Genomic DNA, 25,857 nt, shown 5'->3' with positions numbered 1-25,857 from the left:
CGGCGGCATCTGCCACGCTTACCCGCCGCGCTTGCGCCGCACCTCGCTCGGCGTCGTACCGGTCCAGCGCTTGAATGCGTGGCGGAAGCCGACCGCATCGCTGAAGCCGAGCGTCAGTGCGATGTCCTCGGTGCTGAGCGTGGTCGTGCTGAGGTAGTCGATCGCGAGCGCCTTGCGCACGCTCGTCAGCAGTTCGCTGTACGACGTGCCTTCGGCTTCGAGCTTGCGGCGCAACGTACGCGACGTGATGCACAGGCTGTCCGCGATCGCGTCGATGTCCGGAAACTGCCCGGGCGTGCGCGTGAGTTCCTGGTACACGCGCCGCGTGACGCCGGCCTGGCTGCGCAATTCCTCGAGCAGCCGCGCGCAGTGTGACGACACCTGCGCGGCGGTGATCGGGTTCGCGAGCTGCGGCGCGCGCGTGAGCCACGCGGCCGGATAGCCGAGCACGTTGCCCGGCTGCCCGAACGCGAGCGGACATTCGAGCGCGTCGGACAGCATGGCCGCGTGCGGCGGCTCCGGCTGCGTGAACTGCGCACGCGCCGGCACGCACCACGCGCCCATCACGTCCTTGATGATCGTCACGTGCAGCGCGAACTGCATGTCGATCAGGAAGCGGTACAGCGGCTCGTCGAGGCAGGGCAGCGGCAGGCTTTCCCGATCGGGAAACAGCCACGACACCGTGTCGTCCTGCACGATCCAGCGGATCTCGAGCATGCGGTTCGCGAGCTGGTGATACTTGACCGCCGAGTCGAACGCGTGGCCCATCGATTCCGAGCACAGCATCGCGTAGCCGTACATCCCGTAGCTCGACGCGTGCAGCAGGCGCCCGACACGTACGCCGAGGTCCGGGTTGCCGTATGCGCGGATCGCGTTGCCCGCGGCGGTCAGGAATTGCTGCGAGGAGGTCACCGTGAACGGATCGGCGACCGCGGCGGGATCGAGATCGGTGCCCGCCAGCACCGCGCCGGTGTCGAGCCCCAGGTCCGACGCGACCTGCAGCAGGACCGCGAGCTTGGCCGGCGAGAAGCACTTCTCGCGCAGCATGGCGGGCAGCGCGACGTCGGGCGACCGATCGCCGGAGCGTCGTGAATCCGCCGGTTTCGACAGCGCATCGCGCAGCATGAGCGGGTCCTGAGTCTTGAGTCTTGAGTCCGATTTGATACCTGTTCCGGGTACGCGATTCTGCCTCCGAATGCGCCGGGTTGCCACAGGGTTCACCCTGAGTGCGGCCGCCGCCGGCAGTTGTCCGTACACCTGGCGGCGGCAACGCAATCGGGCACCATGGCTGAATGAGCTGCTTCTGCGCTCGTGCCGTGCAGATCGGGCGAATCGCTGCAGTCGATCTTCGGACGCCTGCAGGTCGCCCGGAATCGCCCTCCGGCGATCCGTACTGCCCGATGTCGACTACTTTCCCGCGTGTAAAGGCGCGTTCGTCTCGCTGAGCAACGTCAGGATTTTCTCGGTGACGAGTTCGGCCCATCGACGATATTGATTCGGCCCGGGATGGTACCGATCGATTGCCATCTCGGCGGGATTCGCGGCCCACTCGAGCGACACGTAGCGTCGCGCGGGATGGAGTCCGGCCCAGCGCTGCAAGGCCCGATCGAGTCGAGCGGCATAGCGGCCGAGGTACCACCGCAGCGGATGCGGTGCGGCCGGCAGGATGCGCAACGGCGGCAACCCTGTCACGACGATGCCGGCGGCGCCGGTGTGCAGTTCGAGATGATCCGCGAGCGCGGCATAGTCTCGGATGAATTGCTCCGGCTTGCGCTGGGACGTGACGTCGTTCGTGCCGAGCGCCGTGACGAGATAATCGGCCGGCCCGATCTTGCTGGCCGTCAACAGCTTCAACGCCTCATCCGTATTGACGCCAGACTTCGCGATCAGTCGCCATTCGACCCGCCGGCCCGTGGCTTGTGCCAGGAGCCGCGCAACCGGCTGCGCCAGTGCACGCTCCTGCTCGTCCACGCCCACGCCCGCCGCCGACGAATCGCCGACCACCAGAATGCGCAAGGGCGCCGTCGAGCCGTCATCCGCTCCCTCGGCGCCCTCGCGGGGACCATTGGCCTCGGGCAGGCGCAGCGCGGTTCTGCGCAACCAGCTCGCCTGAGCCAGCAGGATCGGACCAAGCGCGTATTTATATAGCGTCAACATGGAGCAAGAAGATCGAGGTGATGCGCTTTCGCAGTGAAGAATCGCGACGGAGGCTACGCGACTTCGTTCAGAAAGGCCAGCGTGGCCGCGATACGCGGCAGAGCGTTGCGCGCTGCGCGGTAAAGCGCGCGAACGACCCGCATGTCCGTTTCGATCATCTTTTCGGCCGCCCGGATCATTTGCAAAGCGCGTCGCGCGGGCGATAGTCGCCGATCAGGCGACGGCCCGCGTCCTTCCGGCGTGCAGGCCGCCGTGCGAACGGTGCGCTGCGAGCGCACCGTCCCCCGAGCCTAGGAGCGAGACATGACGAAAAGACACTGGACCGGGTCGTACGGCTCGATTCCCGCCGAGATCGATGCCGATCGCCATCCTTCCGTAAGCGCGCTGCTGGACGACGCGATGCGCCGCTTCGCCGATCGTCCGGCGTTCCATGCGTACGGCCGCACGCTCACCTATGCCGACGTCGACCGCTTGTCGACCGCGCTGGCCGCGTATCTGCAGCAGGTCGTCGGCGTGCGCAAGGGCGATCGCGTGGCCGTGATGCTGCCCAACGTGCTCGCGTTTCCGGTCGTGTTCGTCGCCGTCACGAAGATCGGCGCCATCCAGGTCAACGTGAACCCGCACTACACCGCGCGCGAGCTCGAGCATCAGCTCAACGACGCGGGCGTCGAGGTGGCCGTCGTCTGCGGCGGCTCGATGGGCACGTTCGCCGACGTGGTCGGCGGCACGCGCGTGCGCACCGTGCTGAGCGTGGGGCGCGGCGATCTCGGCGTCGTCGATGCGCCGGCCGGCACGTGCGACGCACTGCCGCCCGGTTCGACCGCGCTCGCGCAAGCCATCGCCGCCGGCGAATCGCTTGCGTGCGAGCCGGTTGCGCTGAGCGGCGCGGACCTGCTGCTGCTGCAATACACAGGCGGCACGACCGGCCTGTCGAAGGGCGCGGCGCTGTCGCACCGCAACCTCGTCGCGAACATCGGACAGTTCGCGGCGATCGTGCCGGCGGCGCGCGAGCCGGGCGAGGAGGTCGTCGTCACGGCGATTCCGCTGTATCACATCTTCGCGCTGACGGTGAACTTCCTGTCCTATTTCGCGATCGGCGCGCAGAACTGGCTCGTCGCGAACCCGCGCGACATGGACGGGTTCATCGACGTGCTGAAGGCCGCGCGGCCGACGGTCTTCGTCGGCGTGAACACGCTGTACGCGGGGCTCGCCGGCCATCCGCGCCTGAAGGAGGTCGACTGGTCGCGGCTGAAGCTGTCGGCCGGCGGCGGCGCGGCGGTGATCGACGTGATCTCGTCGCGCTGGAAGGCCGTGACGGGTAATTTCATCCGCGAGGGCTACGGGCTGTCGGAAACGTCGCCGGTCGTGTCGTTCAACCCTCAGTCGATCGACAGGTTCACGGGCACCACGGGCCTGCCGCTGCCGTCGACCGACGTGAAGCTGCTCGATGAGCAGGATCGCGAGGTGGCGATCGGCGAAGCGGGCGAGATCTGCGTGAAGGGGCCGCAGGTGATGGGCGGCTACTGGCAGAAGCCGGACGCGAACGCGGCCGCATTCACGGCGGACGGCTATTTCCGCACCGGCGACGTCGGCGTGTTCGACGAGGCGGGGTTCCTGCGGATCGTCGACCGCAAGAAGGACATGATCATCGTGTCGGGCTTCAACGTGTACCCGAACGAGGTGGAAGCCGTCGCGACCGCGCTGCCGGGCGTCGCCGAATGCGCGTGCATCGGCGTGCCGGACGAGCGCACGGGCGAGGCCGTCAAGCTGTTCGTGGTGCTCGCGGCCGATGCCGACGTGAACGAGGCGCAACTCGTCGAGCATTGCCGCGCGAGCCTCGCGGCGTACAAGGTGCCGAAGATCGTCCGCTTCGTCGATCGGCTGCCGAAGTCGACGGTCGGCAAGATCCTGCGGCGGGAACTGAGCCGCACCGACTGATGGCGACGACGCGCCGCGCGGCCGCCGCGGCGCGGCCCGGCGTGCCGAAGACCGTGAAGGCCCCGAAAGCCCTGCGCGGGCCGCTCAAGTACAATGCGAGCGGTTCGACCGACGGGGACGCGATGACCGGTTCAGACTCACTTTCCGCCCGGGCAGGGCAGGCGCTGCCGTCACCGAGCGCGACCGTGCCGATCTCGCTCGTCAACGGCTTCCTCGCGAGCGCGGGCGTGCAGCGCGACGTGGTCGAACGCTATCTGCGCGGTGCCGGCATCCCGGTCGAGCTGCTCGGCGAGCCGCATGCGCGCGTGACGGAAGAGCAGTTCTCGACGCTGTACCGCACGCTCGCGATCGACCTCGACGACGAGATGCCCGGCATCTTCTCGCGCCCGCTGCGCGGCGGCACGCTGAAGTACCTGTGCCTCAGCCTGCTCGATGCGCGCAACCTCGAAACGACGTTGCATCGTTTCGGGCAATTCTTCCATATCCTGCTCGACGACTTCTTCGTCGAATCGAAGCGCGACGGTCTCGTCGCGCAGGTGCTGCTGCGCCCGAACGACGCGATCGGCCCGATCGGCGCGCTCGGCCAGGAGCTGATGCTCAAGCTCGTGCACGGCGTGTGTTCCTGGCTGATCGGGCAGAAGATCCCGCTGCTGCAGATCGAGTTCGCGTGTCCGCGGCCGCGCCATGCGGTCGAGCATCTGTATTTCTTCACCGGCTCCGTGAAATTCGACTGCGAGCGCACGCTGATGCGCTTCAGTGCCGACTACCTCGACGCGCCGATCCGGCAGAGCAAGCGCAACCTGCGCAAGTTTCTCGCGCGCGCGCCCGGCGACTGGATCTTCGAATCGTTCAGCGAACAGCTCGTGTGCCATCGCGTGCGGCAGTACCTGTCGGCGGCGCTGCCCGACCTGCCCGTGATCGACCAGGCGGCCGAGCACCTGCATTGTTCGGTACGCACGCTGAGCCGGCACCTGGCGGCCGAAGGGACGACGTTCCAGGTGCTGAAGGACGAGCTGCGGCGCGACATCGCGATCCAGCGGCTGACCGACACGCCCGACACGATCGCAGCGATCGGCGCCGATATCGGCTTCGACGATCCGAGCGCGTTCCATCGCGCGTTCAGGCACTGGACGGGGAGTACGCCGGGGACTTACCGGCGGCAGGTCTGATGCACAGGGGCAGCCGCGGTCCGAGGACGGTTCCCATAACCGGCTTCCCTTGCTGGCTCCCATAGTCGGCTCCCTTTTGACGTATGTCCCAGCGAAAGCAACGCGCTGTTTCACACGCTGGCAGCAACACGCCGCCCGTCAGGCGGTTGTCCGCACTGCGCGCATAATCGAATCGGGTATCGAATCGCGGCACCACATCTTGCGGCAAGGCAAACACGCGCTTGCGGGACTGGATGCAGAAGAAGTGCCGTACACAGCGCTGCTGCAAGTGCCCGCGCCCGGAGGAAAGCCCATGAAGTGGCCCCATTTCGCGGTACACCTTTTGCTTGCCGAATTCCGGAAACGTGTTCCGGTCAAACCCCTGTCCAGCCGGCCGCTCCCGGCAACATGCCCCCATCCCGTGGCCGATTTTGTCACCATGTGGGCCGGATATGACAATAGGAATCGGTGACCGCGGCAGTACGATGGGTCATCACGTCGCCCCGGGCCTGGCCGGTTTTGCCGCATCGAGCCCCTGGCGCACCTCATTCACCGCCTGATTGGAACATCGACCATGAGCTATAACGCCCCTGTCAAGGACATGCTGTTCGTGCTGAAGGAACTCGCGGACATCGACGCCGTCGCGCAGTTGCCCGGTTTCGAGGATGCCGGTTACGACACGGCGCAGGCCGTGCTCGACGAGTCCGCGAAGTTCTGCGGCGAGGTGCTGGCGCCGCTGAACGTCGAAGGTGACCGCAACCCGAGCAGCTGGAAGGACGGTGTCGTGACCGCGACGCCGGGCTTCGCGGAAGCATTCCGCCAGTTCGTCGAAGGCGGCTGGCAGGGGCTGCAGCATCCGGCCGAATACGACGGCCAGGGGCTGCCGAAGCTGATCGCGACGCCGTGCATCGAGATGCTGAACGCATCGAACCTGTCGTTCGCGCTGTGCCCGCTACTCACCGACGGCGCGATCGAGGCGCTGCTGACGGCCGGCACCGACGAGCAGAAGCAGCGCTACGTGCCGAAGCTGATCTCGGGCGAATGGACGGGCACGATGAACCTGACCGAGCCGCAGGCGGGCTCCGATCTCGCGCTGGTGCGCTCGCGCGCCGAGCCGCAGGGCGACGGCACCTACAAGGTGTTCGGCACGAAGATCTTCATCACGTGGGGCGAGCACGACATGGCGGACAACATCGTCCACCTGGTGCTGGCGCGCACGCCGAACGCGCCGGAAGGCGTGAAGGGCATCTCGCTGTTCATCGTGCCGAAGTTCATGGTCAACGAAGACGGCTCGCTGGGTGCGCGCAACGACGTGCACTGCGTGTCGATCGAGCACAAGCTGGGGATCAAGGCGAGCCCGACGGCGGTGTTGCAGTACGGCGACCACGGCGGCGCGATCGGCTACCTGGTCGGCGAAGAAAACCGCGGCCTCGAATACATGTTCATCATGATGAACGCGGCGCGCTTCGGTGTCGGGATGCAGGGGATCGGCGTGGCCGACCGTGCGTACCAGAAGGCCGCTGAATTCGCGAAGGAACGCGTGCAGAGCCGCCCGGTGGACGGGTCGGCCAAGCAGTCGGTGACGATCATCCATCACCCGGACGTGCGCCGCATGCTCGGCACGATGCGTGCACTGACCGAAGGCGCGCGGGCGCTGGCCTACGTGGCAGCGGCGCACAGCGACATTGCCCACCGCCATTCGGACGAGGCGACGCGCAGCCGTCATCAGGCAATCTACGAATATCTGGTGCCGGTGGTGAAGGGCTGGAGCACGGAGATGGTGAACGACGTGGCGAGCCTGGGCGTGCAGGTGCACGGCGGGATGGGCTTCATCGAGGAAACGGGCGCGGCGCAGTACTACCGCGACGCACGGATCCTGGCGATCTACGAAGGGACGACGGCGATCCAGGCGAACGACCTGGTCGGGCGCAAGACGATGCGCGACGGCGGCGCGGTGGCGAAGGCGCTGCTCGCGGAAATCGGCGACACGGTCGCGGCGCTGGGCAAGCTGGACGGCGCGGCGGCCGCATCGATGAAGGCGCAGCTGGAGAAGGGCGCCCGCGCGCTGGCGTCGGTGGTGGATTACGTGGTGGCGAACGTGAAGCAGGACCCGAACGCGGTGTTCGCGGGCAGCGTGCCGTACCTGAAGCTCGCGGGCGTGGTGCTGTGCGGGTGGCAGATGGCGCGCGCGCTGGTGGCCGCGCAGGCGAACCGCGCGAGCGACCCGGCGTTCTTCGACGCGAAGATCGCGATCGCGCAATGCTATGCGGAGCACATTCTCGTGCAGGCCGGTGCGCTCGAAGCGTCGATCGTCGGCGCGAAGGGCAACGAGAGCGTGCTCGCGTTGACGGAAGACCAGTTCTGACCGGTTGACGGTCGGAACGCAGGAGGAGACAGGATTTTGACCACACAGGACTTGCTCGCGCAATACGGCCCGCGCGAATCGATGGAATACGACGTCGTGATCGTCGGCGGCGGCCCCGCCGGGCTGTCGGCGGCGATCCGGCTCAAGCAGCTGGCCGCCGAGAAAGGCACCGAGATCGGCGTGTGCGTGCTCGAGAAGGGTTCCGAGATCGGCGCGCACATCCTGTCGGGCGCGGTGATGGATCCGCGCGCGATCACCGAACTGTTCCCCGACTGGAAGGAACGCGGCGCGCCGCTCGACGTCGAGGTGACGGAAGACCGCTTCCTGTTCCTGTCCGAGAAGAGCGCCGTCACGACGCCCAACTGGGCGCTGCCTGCCAACTTCCAGAACCACGGCAACTACGTCATTTCGCTGGGTAACGTGACCCGCTGGCTCGGCCAGCAGGCCGAGGCGCTGGGCGTCGAGATCTTCCCCGGCTTCCCGGCCGCGGAGATCCTCTACAACGACGACGGTTCCGTGAAGGGTGTCGCGACCGGCAACATGGGCGTGGGCAAGGACGGCGAGCCGACCGAGAACTTCCAGCTCGGCATGGAGCTGCACGCGAAGTACACGCTGTTCGCCGAAGGCTGCCGCGGCCACCTCGGCCGCCAGCTGATCTCGAAGTTCAAGCTCGACGCGAACGCCGATCCGCAGGCGTACGGGATCGGCATCAAGGAGCTGTGGGAAATCGATCCCGCGAAGCACAAGCCGGGCCTCGTGATCCACACGGCCGGCTGGCCGCTGAAGTCCGATACGTACGGCGGCTCGTTCCTGTATCACATGGACAACAACCAGGTCGTGGTCGGCTTCGTGGTCGGCCTCGGCTACACGAACCCGTACCTGTCGCCGTTCGAGGAATTCCAGCGCTACAAGACGCACCCGTCGATCCGCGCGTTCCTCGAAGGCGGCAAGCGCGTGTCGTACGGCGCGCGGGCGATCACGGCGGGCGGCCTGCTGTCGCTGCCGAAGACGGTGTTCCCCGGCGGCGCGCTGATCGGCGACGACGCGGGCTTTCTGAACGCGTCGCGGATCAAGGGCAGCCACGCGGCGATCAAGACCGGCATGCTGGCCGCCGACGCCGCGTTCGACGCGGTGCAGGCCGGCCGTCAGTCGGACGAGCTCAACGCCTACCCGGACGCCTTCAAGCAATCGTGGCTGTACACGGAGCTGTACCGCGCGCGCAACTTCAAGCAGTGGATGGCCAAGGGCCTGTATCTCGGCACGCTGATGGTCGGGCTCGAGCAGAAGGTGATGGGCGGCAACGTGCCGTGGACGCTGCACCACAAGCATGCGGACCACGAGATGCTGAAGCCGGCGTCGCAATGCACGCCGATCGAGTATCCGAAGCCGGACGGCAAGCTGACGTTCGACCGGCTGTCGTCGGTGTTCATCTCGAACACGAACCACGAGGAGAACCAGCCGGCGCACCTGACGCTGAAGGACGCGAGCGTGCCGGTGAACGTGAACCTGCGCACGTACGCGGGGCCGGAGGCGCGCTTCTGCCCGGCGGCCGTGTACGAGTTCGTGAAGAACGACGACGGCGGCGAGCGCCTCGTGATCAACGCGCAGAACTGCGTGCACTGCAAGACCTGCGACATCAAGGACCCGACGCAGAACATCGTGTGGGTCACGCCCGAAGGCGGCGGCGGGCCGAATTACCCGAACATGTAACGCAACGCATCCTTGCGCCCGCGGGCGCGAACGAACCGGAGTGAGACGATGAGCAATGCAGCGAAGGAAGTCGTGGTGGTGAGCGGTGTCCGTACCGCGATCGGTGATTTCGGCGGCAGCCTGAAGGATTTCGCGCCGACCGATCTCGGCGCGAAGGTGGTCGCCGAAGTACTGTCGCGCGCAAACGTGTCGGGCGACGCGGTCGGGCATGTCGTGTTCGGCCACGTCGTGAACACCGAACCGAAGGACATGTATCTCGCGCGCGTCGCGGCGATCAATGGCGGTGTCGCGCAGCACACGCCGGCGCTGACCGTGAACCGCCTGTGCGGCTCGGGCCTGCAGGCGATCGTATCGGCCGCGCAGACGATCATGCTCGGCGATGCCGACGTCGCGATCGGCGGCGGCTCGGAGAGCATGAGCCGCGCACCGTACACGGTGCCGGCCGCGCGTTTCGGCCAGCGCATGGGCGACGGCAAGCTCGTCGACATGATGCTCGGCGCGCTCCACGACCCGTTCCAGACGATCCACATGGGCGTGACGGCCGAGAACGTCGCACGCAAGTACGACATCTCGCGCGACGCGCAGGATGCGCTCGCGCTCGAATCGCATCGTCGCGCGGCGCGCGCGATCGCGGAAGGGCGTTTCAAGGACCAGATCCTGCCGATCGCGATCCGCACGAAGAAGGGCGAGGTCGCGTTCGACACCGACGAGCACGTGCGTCACGACGCGAGCGCGGACGATTTCACGAAGCTGAAGCCGGTGTTCGCGAAGGAAAACGGCACCGTGACGGCCGGCAATGCATCGGGCATCAACGATGCGGCGGCAGCCGTGCTGATGATGAGCGCGGACGCCGCGCGCGCGCAGGGCGTGAAGCCGCTCGCGCGCCTCGTCGCCTATGCGCACGCGGGTGTCGATCCGGCCTACATGGGCATCGGCCCCGTGCCGGCCACGCAGAAGGCGCTCGAACGCGCGGGCCTGAAGATCAGCGATCTCGACGTGATCGAGGCGAACGAGGCGTTCGCCGCGCAGGCTTGCGCGGTCACGCAGGAGCTCGGCCTCGATCCCGCGAAGGTCAACCCGAACGGCTCGGGCATCTCGCTCGGCCACCCGATCGGTGCGACCGGCGCGCTGATCACGGTCAAGGCGCTGTACGAGCTGAAGCGCATCGGCGGGCGTTACGCGCTCGTGACGATGTGTATCGGCGGCGGCCAGGGGATTGCTGCGATCTTCGAGAACATCTGATAATCGAGCGCTCAGCACCCGAACACACAGGAAATTTCATGGCCATCGAAATCGTCGGCGTCGTGGGCGCCGGAACCATGGGCAACGGCATTGCGCAAACCGCGGCCGTTGCGGGACTCAATGTCGTGATGATCGACGTCAGCGACGCCGCGCTCGACAAGGGCATCGCGACGCTGAAGGGCAGCCTCGAGCGGCTCGTGTCGAAGGACAAGCTCGACGCGGCCACCCGCGACGCGGCGCTGGCGCGCATCACGACGTCGACCGACTACGCGAAGCTCGCCTCGGTCGACATCGTGATCGAGGCCGCGACCGAGAACGTCGAACTGAAGGGCCGTATCCTGAAGCAGATCGAGGCCGTCGCGCGTCCTGACGCGATCATCGCGACCAACACGTCGTCGATCTCGATCACTGCGCTCGCGGCGCTGCTCGCCGATCCGTCGCGCTTCCTCGGCATGCACTTCTTCAACCCGGTGCCGCTGATGCCGCTCGTCGAGATCATCCGCGGGCTGCAGACGAGCGATGCGACCGCGTCGGCCATACGTGCGCTGACCGAGCGCTTCGACAAGTCGCCGATCGGCGTGCGCAATTCGCCGGGCTTCGTCGTGAACCGGATTCTCGTGCCGATGATCAACGAAGCGTTCTTCGTGCTGGCCGAAGGCATTGCATCGGCCGAGGAGATCGATGCGGGGATGAAGCTCGGCGCGAACCACCCGATCGGGCCGCTCGCGCTGGCCGACCTCGTGGGCCTCGACGTGTGCCTCGCGGTGATGGACGTGTTCCTGAAGGACTTCGGCGATCCCAAGTATCGCGCCTGCCCGCTGCTGCGCGAGATGGTGACGGCAGGGCGGCTCGGGCGCAAGACCGGGCGCGGGGTGTACGACTACAGCAAGTAAGCGGCACGTTATGCCACTTCGCGCGGCCGCCTTCGGGCGGCCGCGTGCATTGAGCGGTGCGGTTACGCGTCGAGTACCGACAGGTCGCGCGGCAGCGCGCGCTTGAACATCGCCAGAATCTGCCGCGCCGCCTTCGGCGGCAGCGTGATCGCATGGCGCACGGCCGCCGCGATCTGGATCATCATCAGCTCGGCGAATGCGTTGCGCTGCGCGCGGGTCGTGTCGGGCGCGACTTCTGCCAATGCATCCGCGAACAGTCCGGCCAGGAATTCGCCGTCTGCGCGATCCAGTGCCTGCAGCGCGCGATCGGCCTGCGTCGCGCGCCAGATGTCGCGCATCAGCGGTTCGTCGACGAACATCCGGTAGTAGCTGTCCGTGATGCGCGCGAGCGTGGCGTGCAGGTCGTCGAGCGTTTTCATCTTCGCCAGGTCACGCCGCACGCAGTCGTGGCCCGCCTCGTTGTAGCGCTCCGCGAGCGTGCCGATCACCGCGGCCTTGTCCGGAAAGTACTGGTACAGCGAACCGAACGAGATGCCCGTGCGTTCGACGATGTCGCTCATCCGGAACGCATCGCAGCCTTTCTCGATCATCACTTCCGACGCGCACGCGAGGATGCGCTCGAACCGCTCGCGGCTGCGCTGCTGCGTCGGCACCAGCCGCGCGCGCGCCGGCGCGTCCGCTGCCGTCGCTTCGGGCTCGTTAGTCTGCCCCGATTTTTGTCGGCCCATGCCGCCTCCGGAAAAACTTGACGTTGATAATGCGAGAGTCTATCGTGTTTTTAAAACGCGAGAAAGTCTCGTATTTTGATCAAAGGAGACGCACATGTCGGCACTTCCCATCCTCATCGTCGGCGGTTCGGGCAAGACGGGTGCCCGCGTCGATGCACGGCTGCGCGCACGCGGCCTCGCGACGCGCCCCGTGTCGCGCACGTCGGCCGTCCGCTTCGACTGGACGGCGCCCGCGACCTGGCCCGCGGCGCTCGACGGCGTATCGGCCGCTTACGTGACCTACCAGCCCGACTTGTCCGTCGAAGGCGCCGTGGAAGCGATCGCAGCCTTTGCACGGCTCGCGCGGGAACGCGACGTCGAGCGTGTGGTGCTGCTGTCCGGACGCGGCGAGCCCGGCGCACAGGCGGCCGAAGCGGCGCTGCAGGCGTCGGGTGTCGGCTGGGGTGTCGTGCGCGCCAGCTGGTTCAACCAGAACTTCTCCGAGGGCTACCTGCTCGACGGCGTGCTGGCCGGCGAAGTCGCGCTGCCTGCTGGCGCCGTGCGCGAGCCGTTCGTCGATGCGGACGACATCGCCGATGTGGCCGTGGCCGCACTCACCGATGTGCGGTTCGCGGATCGTGTGATCGAAGTCACGGGCCCGCGCGCGCTGACGTTCGCCGAAACCGTCGGTGAAATCGCGCGGGCCGCCGGCCGGCCGGTCGCCTATCGCGAGATTTCGCACGATGCGTTCGTCGCGGGGCTGCACGAGGTCGGGGTGCCGGAACCGGTCGTCGAACTGCTCGACGATCTGTTCCGCGTGGTGCTCGACGGGCGCAACAGCGCGGTGGCGCAGGGCATCGAAGAGACGCTCGGGCGGCCGGCGCGCGATTTCGCCGACTATGCGCGTGCGACGGCCGCCACCGGCGTATGGAGCGCCTGACCATGATCGCGTTCGTGACTTCCGCGTTGCTGTGGGGTTCGGCCGTCGGCTGCGGGCTGATGGCCGGCGTGTACTTCGCGTTCTCGACGTTCGTGATGACGTCGCTCGGCCGGCTCGCGCCGCCGGCCGGCGCGGCCGCGATGAACGCGATCAACGTCGACATCGTGCGTTCGCCGTTCATGCCGCTGTTCCTCGGCACGACGCTGATGGCGCTCGCGCTCGTCGTGATCGCATTGTTCGATCGCGACCAGCCGGGCGCGATGGCGGCGGTCGCGGGCGGCGTGCTCTATGTGTTCGGCATGTTCGCGGTGACGATGGCCGTCAACGTGCCGCTCAACGATGCGCTTGCCGCGGCCGATCCGGCGAGCGTGCAAGGCGCGGCACTGTGGACGCGCTATGTGCACGACTGGACGATGTGGAATCACGTGCGCGCGGTCTCTTCGGCGGCTGCGTGCGCGTGCTTCATCGCGGGGATCGCGGCACGGTAGCGTCGTCGCCACGCCGAAGTGCCGCTCTTCGATATCAAGACTCCCGCGATTTGTGAATACCCGTCGTTCACGGGCGTACGGAGGTTACCGCTGCGCCACCGTGCCCGTCTCCCACCAGCCGCCGCCCAGCACCTTGTACAGCGTGATGAGGTTGGACTGCTTGGCGAGCATGTCCGTGACCAGTTGCTGCTGCGCGGTGTAGAGCGTCCGCTGCGCATCGAGCAGGGTCAGGAAGCTGTCGGTGCCGCTGCGGTAGCGCGCCTGCGCGAGATCGTAGTACTGCTGCGCCGAGTTCACGTAGTCACGGTCCGCGGCCACCTGGGTGACATACGTGGTGCGTCCCGCGAGCGCATTCGACACTTCCTTGAACGCCGTCTGGATGGCTTTTTCGTAGTTGGCGATGTCGATGTCCTTTTCGACTTTCGCCACGTCCAGCGTGGCGCGGTTGTAGCCGAAGTCGAAGAGAGGCACCGAGATGGACGGCGCGAATGTCCATGCGCCCGTGCCCGCCTTGAAGAGGTTCGAGAGGCTGCCGCTCGTGGTGCCCGCGGAAGCCGTCAGCTCGATCTTCGGAAAGAACGCGGCGCGCGCCGCGCCGATGTTGGCGTTGGCGGCCTTCAGCGTGTGCTCGGCTTCGACGATGTCGGGCCGGCGCGCGAGCAGATCGGACGGCACGCCTTCGCCGATATCAGTGAACGTGTTCTCGCTTTCCATCAGCGAAGCGCCCTGCGGCAAATCGTCGGGCAGCGGCGCGCCGATTTCGGCCACCATGTTGTTGCGGTCCTGAGCGACCGCACGCGTGTACGAGGCGAGACTCGACCGCGCGCTCGCCAGCGAGTTCTCGGCCTGGCGCACGTCCTGCAGCGACGCGCTGCCCATCTTCATCATGTTCACCGTGAGGTCGTAGGTGTGCTGGTCCGCATCCACGGTGTTCTGCGCGATCTGCAACGAAGCCTCGTCGGAGAGCAGTTGCAGATAGTCGGTGGCGACGGTCGCGATCAGGCTGATCTGCGTGCTGGTGCGCGCGGCGTCCGTGGCGAGGTACTGCTCGAGCGCCTGGCGCTTCAGGCTGCGCAGGCGGCCGAAGAAGTCGATTTCCCACGACGTGAGGCCCACGCTCGCGCTGCTCGAGCTGTATGCGCTCGTGGAGCCTGCCACGCGTTCGCGCGTGACCGAGCCGGATGCGTTGATGGTCGGTCCGGCGTTGGCGCGCGCAATGCGGTACTGCGCTTCGTACTGCGCCACGTTGAGCGCGGCTACGCGCATATCGCGGTTGTTCGCGAGCGCGAGTTCGATCAGCTTTTGCAGTCGCGGATCCTTGAAGAAGTCGCGCCAGCCGAGGTCGGCCCCCAGCGGGGCCGCAGCGGTGCTCTGCGCGGACTTCGGCTGCGCCTGCGCGGGCACGGCGGACCAGGTGTTGTCGACCGGAGCGGCCGGCCTTTGGTATGTCGGGTCCAGCGTGCAGCCTGCCAGCGCACCCGCGCAAAGAAGGGCGATCAGTGTGCGTTTCATGCGTTGCCCTCGTTGATGTCGGCGGAGTTCGTGGTGTGACCGTGTTCCTTGAACAGTCTGCGCACCACGACGAAGAAGACCGGTACGAAGAAGATGGCGAGCACCGTGGCCGCGATCATGCCGCCCGTCACGCCCGTGCCGATGGCGTGGCGTGCGCCGGCGCCGGCACCCGTACTGATGACGAGCGGCAGCACGCCGAACACGAACGCGAGCGAAGTCATGAGAATGGGGCGCAACCGCATGTGGGCGGCTTCGAGTACGGCGTCCACGAGGCTGTGTCCCTGCGCCTGCAGATCCTTCGCGAACTCGACGATCAAAATGGCGTTCTTCGTGGACAGCCCGATGGTGGCCAGCAGCCCCACCTTGAAGTAGATGTCGTTCGAAAGTCCGCGCCCGTGAGCGGCCAGTAACGCGCCCAGCACACCGAGCGGCACGACGAGCAGCACCGCAAGCGGAATCGACCAGCTTTCGTAGAGGCCCGCAAGGCACAGGAACACGACGACGAGCGAGATCGCATAGAGCACCGTGGCTTGCGAGCCGGCCTGCTTCTCCTGATACGACTGGCCTGTCCATTCCACGGCGAAGCCGGGCGGCAGTTTGCGTGCAAGCTGCTCGACCGCGTTCATGGCCTCGCCCGTGCTCGCGCCGGGCCGCGTGGCGGCCGAAATGCCTGTGGCGAGCTGCCGGTTGTAGCGCTCGATCTGCGGCGGCCCGAACGTCCAGTGGCTCTTTGCGAACGACGAGAAGGGCACCATCGTGGAGTCGTAACCTGGCGTACTCGTGGTGGTGCTCGAGGACGACAAGGACGACGAACTCGACGAACTGCTGCTTGCCTTCACATACCAGTCGCCAAGGTCGGCAGGCATCATGCGATACGGCGCGTCCGACTGCACATAGACTTTCTGCACGCGCCCCGTGTCGATGTAGTTGTTCACGTAGGACGAACCGAACGCGGTCTGCAGCGTGTCGTTGACGTCGGAGACGGAAAGCCCCAGCGCGTTGGCTTTTTCGCGGTCGATGTCCACCTGCAACTGCGGCGTGTCTTCAAGGCCGGACGGGCGCACCATCGCGAGTGTCGGTTCCTTCGACGCCATGCCGAGAAACTGGTTGCGCACCGCGAGCAGCTTGTCGTGGCCTGCGCCGCCGCGATCTTCTATCTCGAAGTCGAGACCGCTTTGCGTACCCAGTTCCTGAATGGCGGGCGGATTCAGCACGAAGATGCGCGCGTCGCGATTGCCGGCGAAATGCTGGTTGGCGCGCGCGATGATGGCCGGCGCGCTGTCGCGCGAACCGCGCAGGCTCCAGTCCTTGAGCGTCACGAACGCGATGGCGTTGTTCTGCCCCTGGCCGTTGAAGCTGAAGCCGTTGATGGCGATGACCTGCTTGACGCCAGGCTCGTCTTTCAGCACGTACTGCTCCACGGCCTCCACCGTCTTCAGCGTACGCGAGGCCGGCGTGCCCGCGGGCGCGCTGATCGACACGATGAAGTAGCCCTGGTCTTCGTCAGGCAGGAACGAGGAGGGCAACGTGACGTAGAGCAACGCCACGACGCCGGCGATTGCGCCGTAGAGAAGCATGTAACGCGCGGGCCGCGCGACCACGCGAGCGAGCGTGGAACTGTAGCCCGCATTGCTCTTGGCGAACCACCGGTTGAACCAGCCGAAAAAGCCGCGTTTTTCGTGGTGCTCCACGTCGGCGCGCTTGAGCAGCGTGGCGCACAGCGCCGGCGTGAGCGTGAGCGCGAGCATGACCGACAGCAGCATCGCCGAGACGATGGTGATGGAGAACTGCCGGTAGATGGCGCCCGTGGAGCCCGCGAAGAACGCCATCGGAATGAAGACGGCGGTGAGCACCGTGGTCACGCCGACCAGGGCGCCGGTAATCTGCCCCATCGCCTTGTGCGTGGCTTCCTTCGGGCCGAGCTTCTCCTCGCTCATGATGCGCTCGACGTTTTCCACCACCACGATGGCGTCGTCCACGAGCAGGCCGATGGCGAGCACCATCGCGAACATCGAGAGCACGTTGATCGAAAAGCCGATCATCGACATCACGCCGAATGTGCCGAGCAGCGCAACGGGCACCACGATGGTGGGAATCAGCGTGGCGCGCACGTTCTGCAGGAACAGGTACATCACGAGGAAGACCAGTACGACTGCTTCGAGCAGCGTCTTCACGACCTCTTCGATCGAGATGCGAACGAACGGCGTGGTGTCGTACGGGTAACTGATCGCTACGTCCTTCGGCAATTGCAGCTGGATTTCGGCGAGCTTCGCGCGCACCGCGTTGGCTGCGTCCAGCGCGTTGGCGCCAGTGGCGAGTTTGATGGCGAGCGCGGATGCCGGCTTGCCGTTCAGACGCGACGAGGTGTCGTAGCTGTCGCCGCCCACCTCCACGCGCGCCACGTCCTTCAGCAGCACGCGCGAGCCGTCGCTGTTCACACGCAGCAGGATGTTGGCGAACTGGTCGGCGGTGGTGAGCAGACTCGACGAGCGGATGGTCGCGTTGATGGCCTGCGAATCCGTTGCCGGCGAGCCGCCTACCTGCCCGGTGGAGAGCTCGACGTTCTGGTTCGTGATGGCCGTGGTCACGTCGGAGGGCACGAGTCCGAAGCTGTGCAGCTTCACCGGGTTGAGCCAGATGCGCATGGCGTGCTGCGCGCCGAACAGCGTCACGTCGCCCACGCCGTTCAACTGCGCGAGCGGATCCTCGATCCGGGTCGCGATGATGTTGCCGAGATCCACCGAATTCCAGGTGCCGCCCGGCGACGAGAGTGTGACGATCATGAGGAAGCTCGTCGACGCCTTCGCCACCTGCACACCTTGCTCCTGCACCGTTTGGGGCAGGGTAGGCGTGGCCTGCGTCACCTTGTTCTGGACCTGCACCTGCGCGATGTCGGGATTCGTTCCGGGATTGAACGTCAGCGTGATGGTGGCCTGCCCGGCGGAACTGCTCGTGGACGACATGTACAGCACATTGTCGATGCCGCTCAGTTTCTGCTCGATCACCTGGGTCACGGTTGCAGCGACGGTGTCGGCGGAGGCGCCGGGGTAAGTGGCCGTCACCTGCACCGAGGGCGGCGCGATGGTGGGGTACTGTGCGACGGGAAGACTCGTGACCGCCGCCGCGCCCACCAGCATGATGACGATGGCCATGACCCACGCGAGAATGGGACTCTTGATGAAGAACTCTGCCATGCCGTTCTCCGCCTAGCGCTGTGCCGACACGGTCGAGGCCGTGTCTGTCGCGGGTGCCGCGGATGCCGTGTCCGCCTGCGTCTGCGGCGTATCGGCCGCCACCTTGACCGGCGCACCCGCATGCACGCTCTGCAGGCCGCTCACGATCACGCGGTCGCCGGCGTGCAGGCCCGAGGTCACGATCCATTGGTCGCGGAATGCGTTGTCGGCCGTTACTTGCACCTGCTGCGCGTTGCCGGCCGCATCCACGACGTAGACGCTCGCCTTGCCGTCCGACGCGCGCGTCACGGCCATCTGCGGCACGAGTATCGCGTTGTCGTTCTCGCCTTCTTCCAGGCGGGCGCGCACGAACATGCCCGGCAGCAATTCGCGTTCGGGGTTCGGGAACGTGCTGCGCAGCGTGACCGAACCCGTGGTGGCGTCTACCGTGACGCCGGAGAACTGCAGCGCGCCGGGGTGGGCGTATTCGGTGCCGTCTTCCATCACGAGCGTGACGGCGGCGCTGTCGCTGCCCGTCTTCTTCAGGCGCCCGGAAGCGAAGGCCTTGCGAAGCCTCAGCCATTCCGTGCTGGAGCGCGTGACGTCGAGGTACATCTGGTCGAACGCCTGGATGGTGGCGAGCGCGGTGGTTTGGTTCGAGGTGACGAGCGCGCCTTCTGTCACGGTCGATGCGCCGATGCGTCCGGAAATGGGCGCACGCACGCGCGTGTATTCGAGGTTCACGCGCGCGGATTCGAGCGCCGCCTCGTCGGCCGTGACGCTCGCGGCGTCTTCGCGAACCGCAGCGATGGCATCGTCGTAGTCCTGCTTGCTCACGGCGTTGATCTTCACGAGTTCGGAGTATCGGTCCGCTTTCGTCCTCGCCGAGGCCAGCGTGGCGCGGGCGTTTTCGAGCGTGCCGCGCGCCTGGTCGTAGGCAGCCTGGTAGGTGGCCGGATCGATCTGGTAGAGCACCTGGCCCGCCTTCACGTCGCCGCCTTCCACGAACAGGCGCTTGAGGATGATTCCGCTCACCTGCGGTCGCACGTCGGAGACCTTCTGCGACGAAAGGCGGCCGGAGAGTTCGGTGGTTTCGACGATGTGCTGCGGCGCGAGCGAGAGCACGCCCACCTGTGCGGTCTGCGCGGCGAAGCCGCCGGGCGGTGCGCCTGTTTGCCTGTTGCAGCCGGCGGTTCCGACTATCGCAAGTATCGAGAGTGCGGCACACAGCTGGCGTGGCCTGCACGTCATGTGGTGGTGCGCGTGGTTCGGGAGGATTGGCGTCTTCATCAGAATTTGCTCCGAGAGCCCCCGCCATTGATGGCGGGAAGGAAAGGCGTGCTGTTGACAGGCAGCTTCTTCCACGGGTTAGGATCACCTGCATGATCCTTGTCTATCGCTACCGGGTGAAATCGCTCAACGGACTGCTTAACAAGCAGAGCCGTGCGGTGAACTACGTCTGGAACTTCTGCAACGACACGCAGAAGCACGCGCTCAAGTGGGGCAAGAAGTGGCCGACAGGATTCGACCTGAACGTGCTGACGACCGGCAGCAGCAAGGAACTCGGTATTCACTCCGGCACGGTCAACGCGACGTGCGAGCAATACGCGAAGTCGCGCAGTCAGCACCGTCGGCCCTACCTGCGCTCTCGCGGCAGGAAATCGCTGGGCTGGGTGCCGCTGAAGGGCCGTGACCTGAAGCGCGAGGGCGACGCGTTCCGATTTGCCGGGAACACCTTTCGCGTGTTCAACAGCCGCCCGCTTCCCGAAGGCAAGATCAAGGACGGGACCAACTTTGCGCAGGATGCACGCGGCAACTGGTTTCTCAACATCGTGATCGAGATGCCCGATGTGCAGGCCCGCCCGATCCGTTCCGGTGTGGGCATCGATCTCGGCCTGAAAGACTTCGCCACACTTTCGACGGGCGAGAAGCTGCCTAACGATCGGTTCGGCCGACGTGCGGCCGAGAAGCTGGCGAAAGCGCAACGGGCGCGAAAGCACAGGCGGCATATCGCGAAGCTGCACGCCAAGGTCGCGAATGCGCGTGCCGATTTCCAGCATAAGCTCGCGCTCGATCTGGTGCGGCGGTTCGATTACATCGCGGTCGGCAACGTGTCGGCCGCAAAACTCGCCAGAACCAGGATGGCGAAGAGCGTCTACGACGCATCCTGGTCGTCCTTCCGAAACAAGCTCCGTTACAAAGCGATCGCGCACGGAGCCACGTTCGAGGAAGTCGACGAAAGCGGTTCGACCCAGTCCTGTTCGTCGTGCGGGTCGAAAGATAGTACGACGCGGCCGAAAGGTATCGCGGGACTGCGAGTAAGAGAATGGGCCTGCAGTGGATGTGGTGTCGTGCATGATCGTGATATCAACGCTGCGCTGAACATTCTCCGATGCGGACGTGCATCGCCAGGTGTGGGAATCCTCCGCCTTTAGGCGGTGGAGGACGTCAACTTGGACCTGTTTGGGCATCGCGATGTCGCGCGATGCGAGAACGGGACGGCACCGGACGCTTCGGTGGTACCTCAGCGGTACCGGTGCTGGACAAGGCGTAACGCTACCGATGGCGCATTTTTTTGTGCTTACGGAAACTTACTGTCCAGTGACGCGCCCGGACAGGGAAAAGAGCATCGGGACTTCGGCGTACGAAATACCCTCACGGCCCGGCCCTCGTACCGGTTCCGTTAGCGATCGCAAATCACAGTAATATTCCGAAAGCCAGTCAGATCGCATCCGGGCTACCATCATTCCGTCCTCACGCCGCCCTGAGTACCCGAAATGCACCCACCTTCCATCCCCGACACCGCCCCGCAAGTCCTGCTCGTCGACGACGATGCGGAACTGCGCGACCTGCTGCGCAAGTTCTTCCAGCAGCGCGGCATCGAGTTCTCGGTTCTTCATGACGCAACGAATCTCGCGCGGCGGTTGGAGCGCGAGCGGCCGGCCATCATCGTGCTGGACCTCATGATGCCGGGCGTGGATGGCATTTCCGCGCTCAAGCAACTGCGCGCGAGCGGCGACACGATTCCCGTCATCATGCTGACCGCGCGCGCCGAAGGCGCGGACCGCGTGCTCGGGCTCGAACTCGGGGCGGACGACTATCTGGGCAAGCCGTTCATGCCGCAGGAACTGCTCGCGCGCATCCATGCAGTGCTGCGCCGCCAGGGGCTACCGCGAACCACGGCGGTGCGGGAGAAGCGCGCACCTTGCCGGTTCGGTCGTTTCGAACTGGATTTCTCGACGCGCACGCTGCTGTGCGAAGGCGCACCCGTGAAGCTCACTGGCGGCGAGTACGCGCTGCTCGAGGTGCTGGCCTCGCACCCTATGGAAACGCTATCGCGGACGCGGCTCATCGAACTGCTCCACGGTCCGGATGCCGAAGTGACCGAGCGCGGCATCGACGTGCCGGTATGGCGCCTGCGCCGCCTGATCGAGGACGACCCATCCAATCCCCGACGGCTGCAAACCGTGCGCGGGATCGGCTACATGTTCATTCCCGACAACCCGGCCGATGAAGAATCCACTTGATACGATGTTCGGCCGGCTCGTCGTCACCACGGTGGGCTTGCTGGTGCTGGTTCACCTCACGTCGCTGCTGTTGATCGAGCGAACCCGCGCGAGCCTTGCCGCCTTCCATATTTCGCGCGTTGTGGAGGCTGCCGCCAGCATGGGCGGGCAGGGCAGCGACGGGGAGCGTTCCGGGACGGACATCCTGGGTGTTTCGTTCGTGGACCTGAAGCAATTGCCGGCCGCCGATGCGCAGCGCTTTCGCGGCGACACGAACGGGCCCATCGAACGGCAATTGCGGCACGTGCTGCCGCCGGGCACCCACGTGGCATTGGACGAAGACGGCACGCTGCGCGTGCTACGCACGGGCAGCACGCGTGGCATCGTGCTGCCGCGAGCCGAGGTGCCGCTGAGCCGTTTCACCGGGGCGCTGGCGTTGACGCTGATGTTCGCCATCGTGGTTGCCGTCGTGCTTGCCTGGCAACTGAATCGCCCTATTCGCGATCTTGCCGCAGCCGCGCGCGAATATCGCACCGGTCGCCATCTGAACATCGTGCGCAAGCGCGGGCCGCGCGAATTGCGCGAGCTGATCGGCGACTTCAACGACATGACGGGCGAACTGGCCGTGGCAGAGCGGGAGCGCGCCGTGATGCTGGCGAGTATCGCGCACGACCTGCGCACACCGCTCACACGCATGCAGGTGCGGGCTGACCTGCTGACCGACCGTGGCGATCGCGAGGGTTTTTTGCGCGATACCGAGTCGATGTCGCGTGTCATCACGCAGTTTCTCGACTTTGCGCGCGAGATCCCCGAAGGTTCGCCGCAGGTCAGCGTGGACACGTATTGTCGTCGCGATTACGCTGGCGCGCCGAGTCCGAGCGACGAAGCGCACCTGGATGCGCTCGTCACGCTCGATCTTCACGCGGGGCCCGGATTCATGCTGCCCACGGTCGATATCGACCGCACGCTCTCGAACCTCGTCGAAAATGCGCTGACCTATGGCGAGCCGCCCGTGGAGATCGCTACCCGGGCGCATGGCGAGCACTACGAACTCGTGGTGCGAGACCACGGGCCCGGCGTGTCCGAGCCTGACCTCGACCGCGTGCTGCGTCCGTTTGTCCGGCTCGATCCCGCTCGCGGCGGCACCTCGCACAGCGGCTTGGGCCTGGCCATCGTTCACCGCCTCGTTCGCCATCACGGCGGCACGCTGCAGATCTCCAACGCGGCCGACGGCGGGCTTGTCGTAGCGATGCGGTTTCCGAAGCATGATGCCGCGCAATGAAGCGCCGCACGCGGTGTCATCACCCGTTTGCGTACGCCGCGAAGGTCGGCACGACACACATAGCCACGCTCGCCAACGTAACGAGCCCGAAAGTATTCCGAGAACGATCCTGCCGCCGCCAAGCTTGCTTTGTCGACGTTCTCATTGGCCCACCAGCGGTCGCATAACACTGGCCGGGACCAGTCCCTATGGTTGAGACGCCGCCTCCCTCGAGGAGGACGACGAGATACGTTGCCGATGAGTATTCAATTGATATGCGAGTAACTAGGCTCAACGAGCGCGTTGTTAAATGCAAGTGCCAGTAGCTGACGTCGCGAATCAATTTCCAGCTTGACGAACGCCCGCTTCGCAAATGTCTCGACAGTCGACGGTTTGACACCCATTGATACCGCGATAGCTTGTGTGGTCATGCCTTGGATGAAAGCTGAACAAACTTGCGCTTCTCGTGGCGTCAATTTCTCGTTCAGCCAGCGGGTAATGGTATCGCTGGGCGTTCCCGAGCCTTCCTTGCCGGAATGCTTCGCACCGACGAGGCTCTCGTGCATGGCCGCCAGCGGTAGAACGATCAGGGCCAGATGCTTCAGGATGCTCAGTTCCTTGAGCGAAAACGGCGGCAGGCGCCGCGCGCGGCACACCGACATCGAGAATTGCACGCCACGGGTGAGGCAGTAGGTCACGCATTCATCGTGAATATCGGCCACGTCGTAAAAAATTCTGCGCAGGCGAGATTCGACCTGTCGGTCCGATAGCTGCATCAACTGAACGTCTCGCTCGCACTCGATCCGATCGAACGTGGAATCGTTCTGGGCATAGCTCTGATAGTAAAGCTGCATGGTCCGTTCGATCAGGTCAGGATCCTTGCCGAAGCTCCCGATCCAACAGATGTTGCGAGGCGATGAGTACGGTTGTACGTAATCCAAGTGCAACGAATCGCAATCGACAAAATTCGAGATGGTCTCGAACAGTACTGGAAGAAATTGACGTGTTCCTGCCGCGTCGGCGATCGCACCTAGCGCGCATGCCGTGGATGAAAGCTGGCCAAGGTGGATATCGACGATGGGTGGCGCGGAACTCATGACGATGCACGTGTGGAGAACTCGGTTTTCCGCTTATATCACGCCAATAAGCCGAAGCAAGCCTGCGATTCCTCTGATTGAATGGCTCATCGATAAACACGCTTGTCCCGGGAACTTAGGACAGATCGGGCAATTGGTGCTTGATAGAGTGGTTGCAACGCATGACTGAACGGCCGCACGGCGCGGCGCCGGCTGCATTGAGAGGAAGTGCGACAAGCACGCTCGCACGGCCCGACAGGTATCGATGCGCTCGTCTGTCGGGCGTGCTGCCTTCCACGGGCCCGCCAAAAAGACGAGATACGCGAATGGCGGGCGGCGTATACAGGGCATTACATTTAAATTACACGCGGCGACGCATGGCGATGTGTCATTCATATTCGTCCGCAGAGGAACTCACCATGGCAGGCAGGCATTTTCACCATACCCTTGTACGTGCGTCCGCGCCGGTTGCGAGCATTCTGCTGGGTCTCATCGGCACGCAGGTACATGCTGAGGACACCGAGTTGAATGTCTACAACTGGTCGAACTATATCGCGAAGGACACGATCGCGAATTTCGAAAAGCAGACCGGCATTCACGTCAGATACGATAATTACGACAGCGACGACACGCTGCAGACGAAGTTGCTTGCTGGCGGCTCGGGTTATGACATCGTCGTGCCGACGTCGAACTACATGGCGAAGCAGATCGAAGCGGGCATCTATCGGAAGCTCGACAAGTCGAAATTGCCGAACCTGGCGAATCTCGATCCCGCTTTGATGCGGAAGATTTCCGATGCGGACCCGGGCAATCAATACGGCGTGCCTTGGGCATGGGGTACCGACGGCATCGGGTACAACGTCCAAGCAGTGAAAAAGGTGCTGGGAGAGAATGCGCCGGTAGACAGCTGGGCGCTCATCTTTGATCCCGCGAATGCCGCGAAGCTCAAGCGCTGCGGCTTGTCCGTCCCCGATTCGTCGGACGATGTATTCGCCGCGACGCTGCAGTACATGGGGAAGGACACCAATAGCAAGAATCCGGGAGACTATCAGGCGGCGTACGAGGTATTGAAGAAAGTTCGCCCGTACATTACGCAATTCAGCTCGTCGGGTTACATTGACGATCTCGCCAATAATGATGTTTGCGTCGCACTCGGTTACTCGGGCGATATCGGTGTCGCGAGGCGGCGCGCGCAGGACACCAAGCGTTCATACGAGATCAGATACACGAACCCGAAAGAGGGTGGGATCGTGTGGTTCGACGTGATGGGCATTCCGAAAGACGCACCGCATCCGGAGGCCGCGCTCAAATGGATCAACTATATTCAGGATCCGAAAGTCAACGCGGCGATTACCAATGAAGTTTTCTATCCAACGGCAAATAAGGCTGCGGGTCAATATGTGACGCCGGCGATCGCACACGATCCCAATGTTTATCCGCCAGCAGACATTCTGAACAAGATGTCGCTCGCGCGTCCCAAGCCTTCCGACATCGCACGTCTCGAGAATCGTCTGTGGCTGCAGGTCAAATCCGGACGTTGATGCCGGACGCCGATGCGCGCGTGTTCTCACTGCGGAGAGCGGCATCGGTTTATTGCTTGAATTAGCTCGGCGACCCCTCGAATCTCGTTTAAGTTTTCAACGTAGTGCTTCCTGTCATTTTCGCCTTTTTTCGAACTGGCGTTGTGGATTGCTATTTTCTGCGCGGTGACATGAGCTTCATTTAGAAATGAAACGCTCAA

Annotated in this window: 19 protein-coding genes; 12 read left to right on the top strand and 7 right to left on the bottom strand. The window is 65.1% G+C overall.

What is annotated here, in order from left to right:
* Positions 1 to 18 precede the first annotated feature (18 nt).
* Complete coding sequence (locus AC5LXX_RS34570; RefSeq protein WP_493413678.1) at positions 19 to 1,125, bottom strand: AraC family transcriptional regulator; 1,107 nt, start codon at positions 1,123 to 1,125, stop codon at positions 19 to 21.
* 282 nt (positions 1,126 to 1,407) lie between these two features.
* Positions 1,408 to 2,157, bottom strand: a complete 750-nt coding sequence (locus AC5LXX_RS34565) for an SGNH/GDSL hydrolase family protein (RefSeq protein WP_493413677.1) — start codon at positions 2,155 to 2,157, stop codon at positions 1,408 to 1,410.
* Positions 2,158 to 2,460: 303 nt separating this feature from the next.
* Between AC5LXX_RS34565 and AC5LXX_RS34560 the strand changes: the two genes are divergently transcribed.
* From AC5LXX_RS34560 to AC5LXX_RS34535, 6 genes are all read left to right on the top strand, one after another.
* Entirely contained in the window at positions 2,461 to 4,095 is a 1,635-nt protein-coding gene (locus AC5LXX_RS34560; RefSeq protein ID WP_493413676.1) for an AMP-binding protein, read from the top strand.
* The gene (locus AC5LXX_RS34555; protein WP_493413675.1) at positions 4,095 to 5,264 is read left to right on the top strand and encodes an AraC family transcriptional regulator; all 1,170 of its coding nucleotides are present in this window, start codon (positions 4,095 to 4,097) and stop codon (positions 5,262 to 5,264) included. The genes AC5LXX_RS34560 and AC5LXX_RS34555 overlap by 1 nt, the downstream gene beginning before the upstream one ends.
* A 553-nt stretch (positions 5,265 to 5,817) precedes the next feature.
* Complete coding sequence (locus AC5LXX_RS34550) at positions 5,818 to 7,608, top strand: acyl-CoA dehydrogenase (protein ID WP_493413674.1); 1,791 nt, start codon at positions 5,818 to 5,820, stop codon at positions 7,606 to 7,608.
* 81 nt (positions 7,609 to 7,689) lie between these two features.
* Positions 7,690 to 9,318, top strand: coding sequence for an electron transfer flavoprotein-ubiquinone oxidoreductase (locus tag AC5LXX_RS34545; protein WP_493414341.1), 1,629 nt, complete (start codon positions 7,690 to 7,692; stop codon positions 9,316 to 9,318).
* Between the two features lie 48 nt (positions 9,319 to 9,366).
* Positions 9,367 to 10,560: a beta-ketothiolase BktB gene (gene bktB, locus AC5LXX_RS34540; RefSeq protein WP_322080772.1), complete on the top strand. Its 1,194-nt coding sequence runs from the start codon at positions 9,367 to 9,369 to the stop codon at positions 10,558 to 10,560.
* A 38-nt stretch (positions 10,561 to 10,598) separates the two neighbouring features.
* A complete protein-coding gene (locus AC5LXX_RS34535) occupies positions 10,599 to 11,453 on the top strand; it encodes a 3-hydroxybutyryl-CoA dehydrogenase (protein WP_493413673.1) in 855 nt (284 codons plus the stop codon).
* A 62-nt stretch (positions 11,454 to 11,515) separates the two neighbouring features.
* Here AC5LXX_RS34535 and AC5LXX_RS34530 read toward each other — a convergent pair whose 3' ends face one another.
* A complete protein-coding gene (locus AC5LXX_RS34530) occupies positions 11,516 to 12,181 on the bottom strand; it encodes a TetR/AcrR family transcriptional regulator (protein ID WP_493413672.1) in 666 nt (221 codons plus the stop codon).
* A 94-nt stretch (positions 12,182 to 12,275) separates the two neighbouring features.
* On the opposite strand from AC5LXX_RS34530, the gene AC5LXX_RS34525 reads away from it, so the two are divergent.
* Together AC5LXX_RS34525 and AC5LXX_RS34520 are read left to right on the top strand one after the other, a co-directional pair.
* On the top strand, positions 12,276 to 13,100 hold the full coding sequence (locus tag AC5LXX_RS34525) for a Rossmann-fold NAD(P)-binding domain-containing protein (RefSeq protein WP_493413671.1): 825 nt from the start codon (positions 12,276 to 12,278) through the stop codon (positions 13,098 to 13,100).
* 2 nt (positions 13,101 to 13,102) lie between these two features.
* The gene (locus tag AC5LXX_RS34520; RefSeq protein WP_493413670.1) at positions 13,103 to 13,588 is read left to right on the top strand and encodes an anthrone oxygenase family protein; all 486 of its coding nucleotides are present in this window, start codon (positions 13,103 to 13,105) and stop codon (positions 13,586 to 13,588) included.
* A gap of 84 nt (positions 13,589 to 13,672) precedes the next feature.
* Here AC5LXX_RS34520 and AC5LXX_RS34515 read toward each other — a convergent pair whose 3' ends face one another.
* The 3 genes from AC5LXX_RS34515 to AC5LXX_RS34505 are packed head-to-tail and all read right to left on the bottom strand — an operon-like array spanning position 13,673 to position 19,563.
* Positions 13,673 to 15,100, bottom strand: coding sequence for an efflux transporter outer membrane subunit (locus AC5LXX_RS34515; protein WP_493413669.1), 1,428 nt, complete (start codon positions 15,098 to 15,100; stop codon positions 13,673 to 13,675).
* Positions 15,097 to 18,294, bottom strand: a complete 3,198-nt coding sequence (locus tag AC5LXX_RS34510) for an efflux RND transporter permease subunit (protein ID WP_493413668.1) — start codon at positions 18,292 to 18,294, stop codon at positions 15,097 to 15,099. The genes AC5LXX_RS34515 and AC5LXX_RS34510 overlap by 4 nt, the downstream gene beginning before the upstream one ends.
* Before the next feature lie 12 nt (positions 18,295 to 18,306).
* Positions 18,307 to 19,563, bottom strand: a complete 1,257-nt coding sequence (locus tag AC5LXX_RS34505; RefSeq protein ID WP_493414340.1) for an efflux RND transporter periplasmic adaptor subunit — start codon at positions 19,561 to 19,563, stop codon at positions 18,307 to 18,309.
* A 92-nt stretch (positions 19,564 to 19,655) separates the two neighbouring features.
* On the opposite strand from AC5LXX_RS34505, the gene AC5LXX_RS34500 reads away from it, so the two are divergent.
* From AC5LXX_RS34500 to AC5LXX_RS34490, 3 genes are all read left to right on the top strand, one after another.
* Complete coding sequence (locus AC5LXX_RS34500) at positions 19,656 to 20,708, top strand: RNA-guided endonuclease InsQ/TnpB family protein (protein ID WP_493413667.1); 1,053 nt, start codon at positions 19,656 to 19,658, stop codon at positions 20,706 to 20,708.
* Between the two features lie 342 nt (positions 20,709 to 21,050).
* Positions 21,051 to 21,800, top strand: coding sequence for a response regulator (locus AC5LXX_RS34495; RefSeq protein ID WP_493413666.1), 750 nt, complete (start codon positions 21,051 to 21,053; stop codon positions 21,798 to 21,800).
* Complete coding sequence (locus AC5LXX_RS34490) at positions 21,784 to 23,061, top strand: ATP-binding protein (RefSeq protein ID WP_493413665.1); 1,278 nt, start codon at positions 21,784 to 21,786, stop codon at positions 23,059 to 23,061. The genes AC5LXX_RS34495 and AC5LXX_RS34490 overlap by 17 nt, the downstream gene beginning before the upstream one ends.
* Positions 23,062 to 23,306: 245 nt before the next feature.
* On the opposite strand, the gene AC5LXX_RS34485 is transcribed toward AC5LXX_RS34490, so the two are convergent.
* Complete coding sequence (locus AC5LXX_RS34485; protein WP_493413664.1) at positions 23,307 to 24,137, bottom strand: helix-turn-helix transcriptional regulator; 831 nt, start codon at positions 24,135 to 24,137, stop codon at positions 23,307 to 23,309.
* A 398-nt stretch (positions 24,138 to 24,535) separates the two neighbouring features.
* On the opposite strand from AC5LXX_RS34485, the gene AC5LXX_RS34480 reads away from it, so the two are divergent.
* Complete coding sequence (locus AC5LXX_RS34480; protein WP_493413663.1) at positions 24,536 to 25,657, top strand: polyamine ABC transporter substrate-binding protein; 1,122 nt, start codon at positions 24,536 to 24,538, stop codon at positions 25,655 to 25,657.
* Positions 25,658 to 25,857 lie beyond the last annotated feature (200 nt).

The sequence above is a fragment of the Burkholderia torrens genome, from assembly GCF_984668525.1.
The sequence above is the reverse complement of the archived record's forward strand: the minus strand, read 5'-3'. Positions and strand labels throughout refer to the sequence as shown.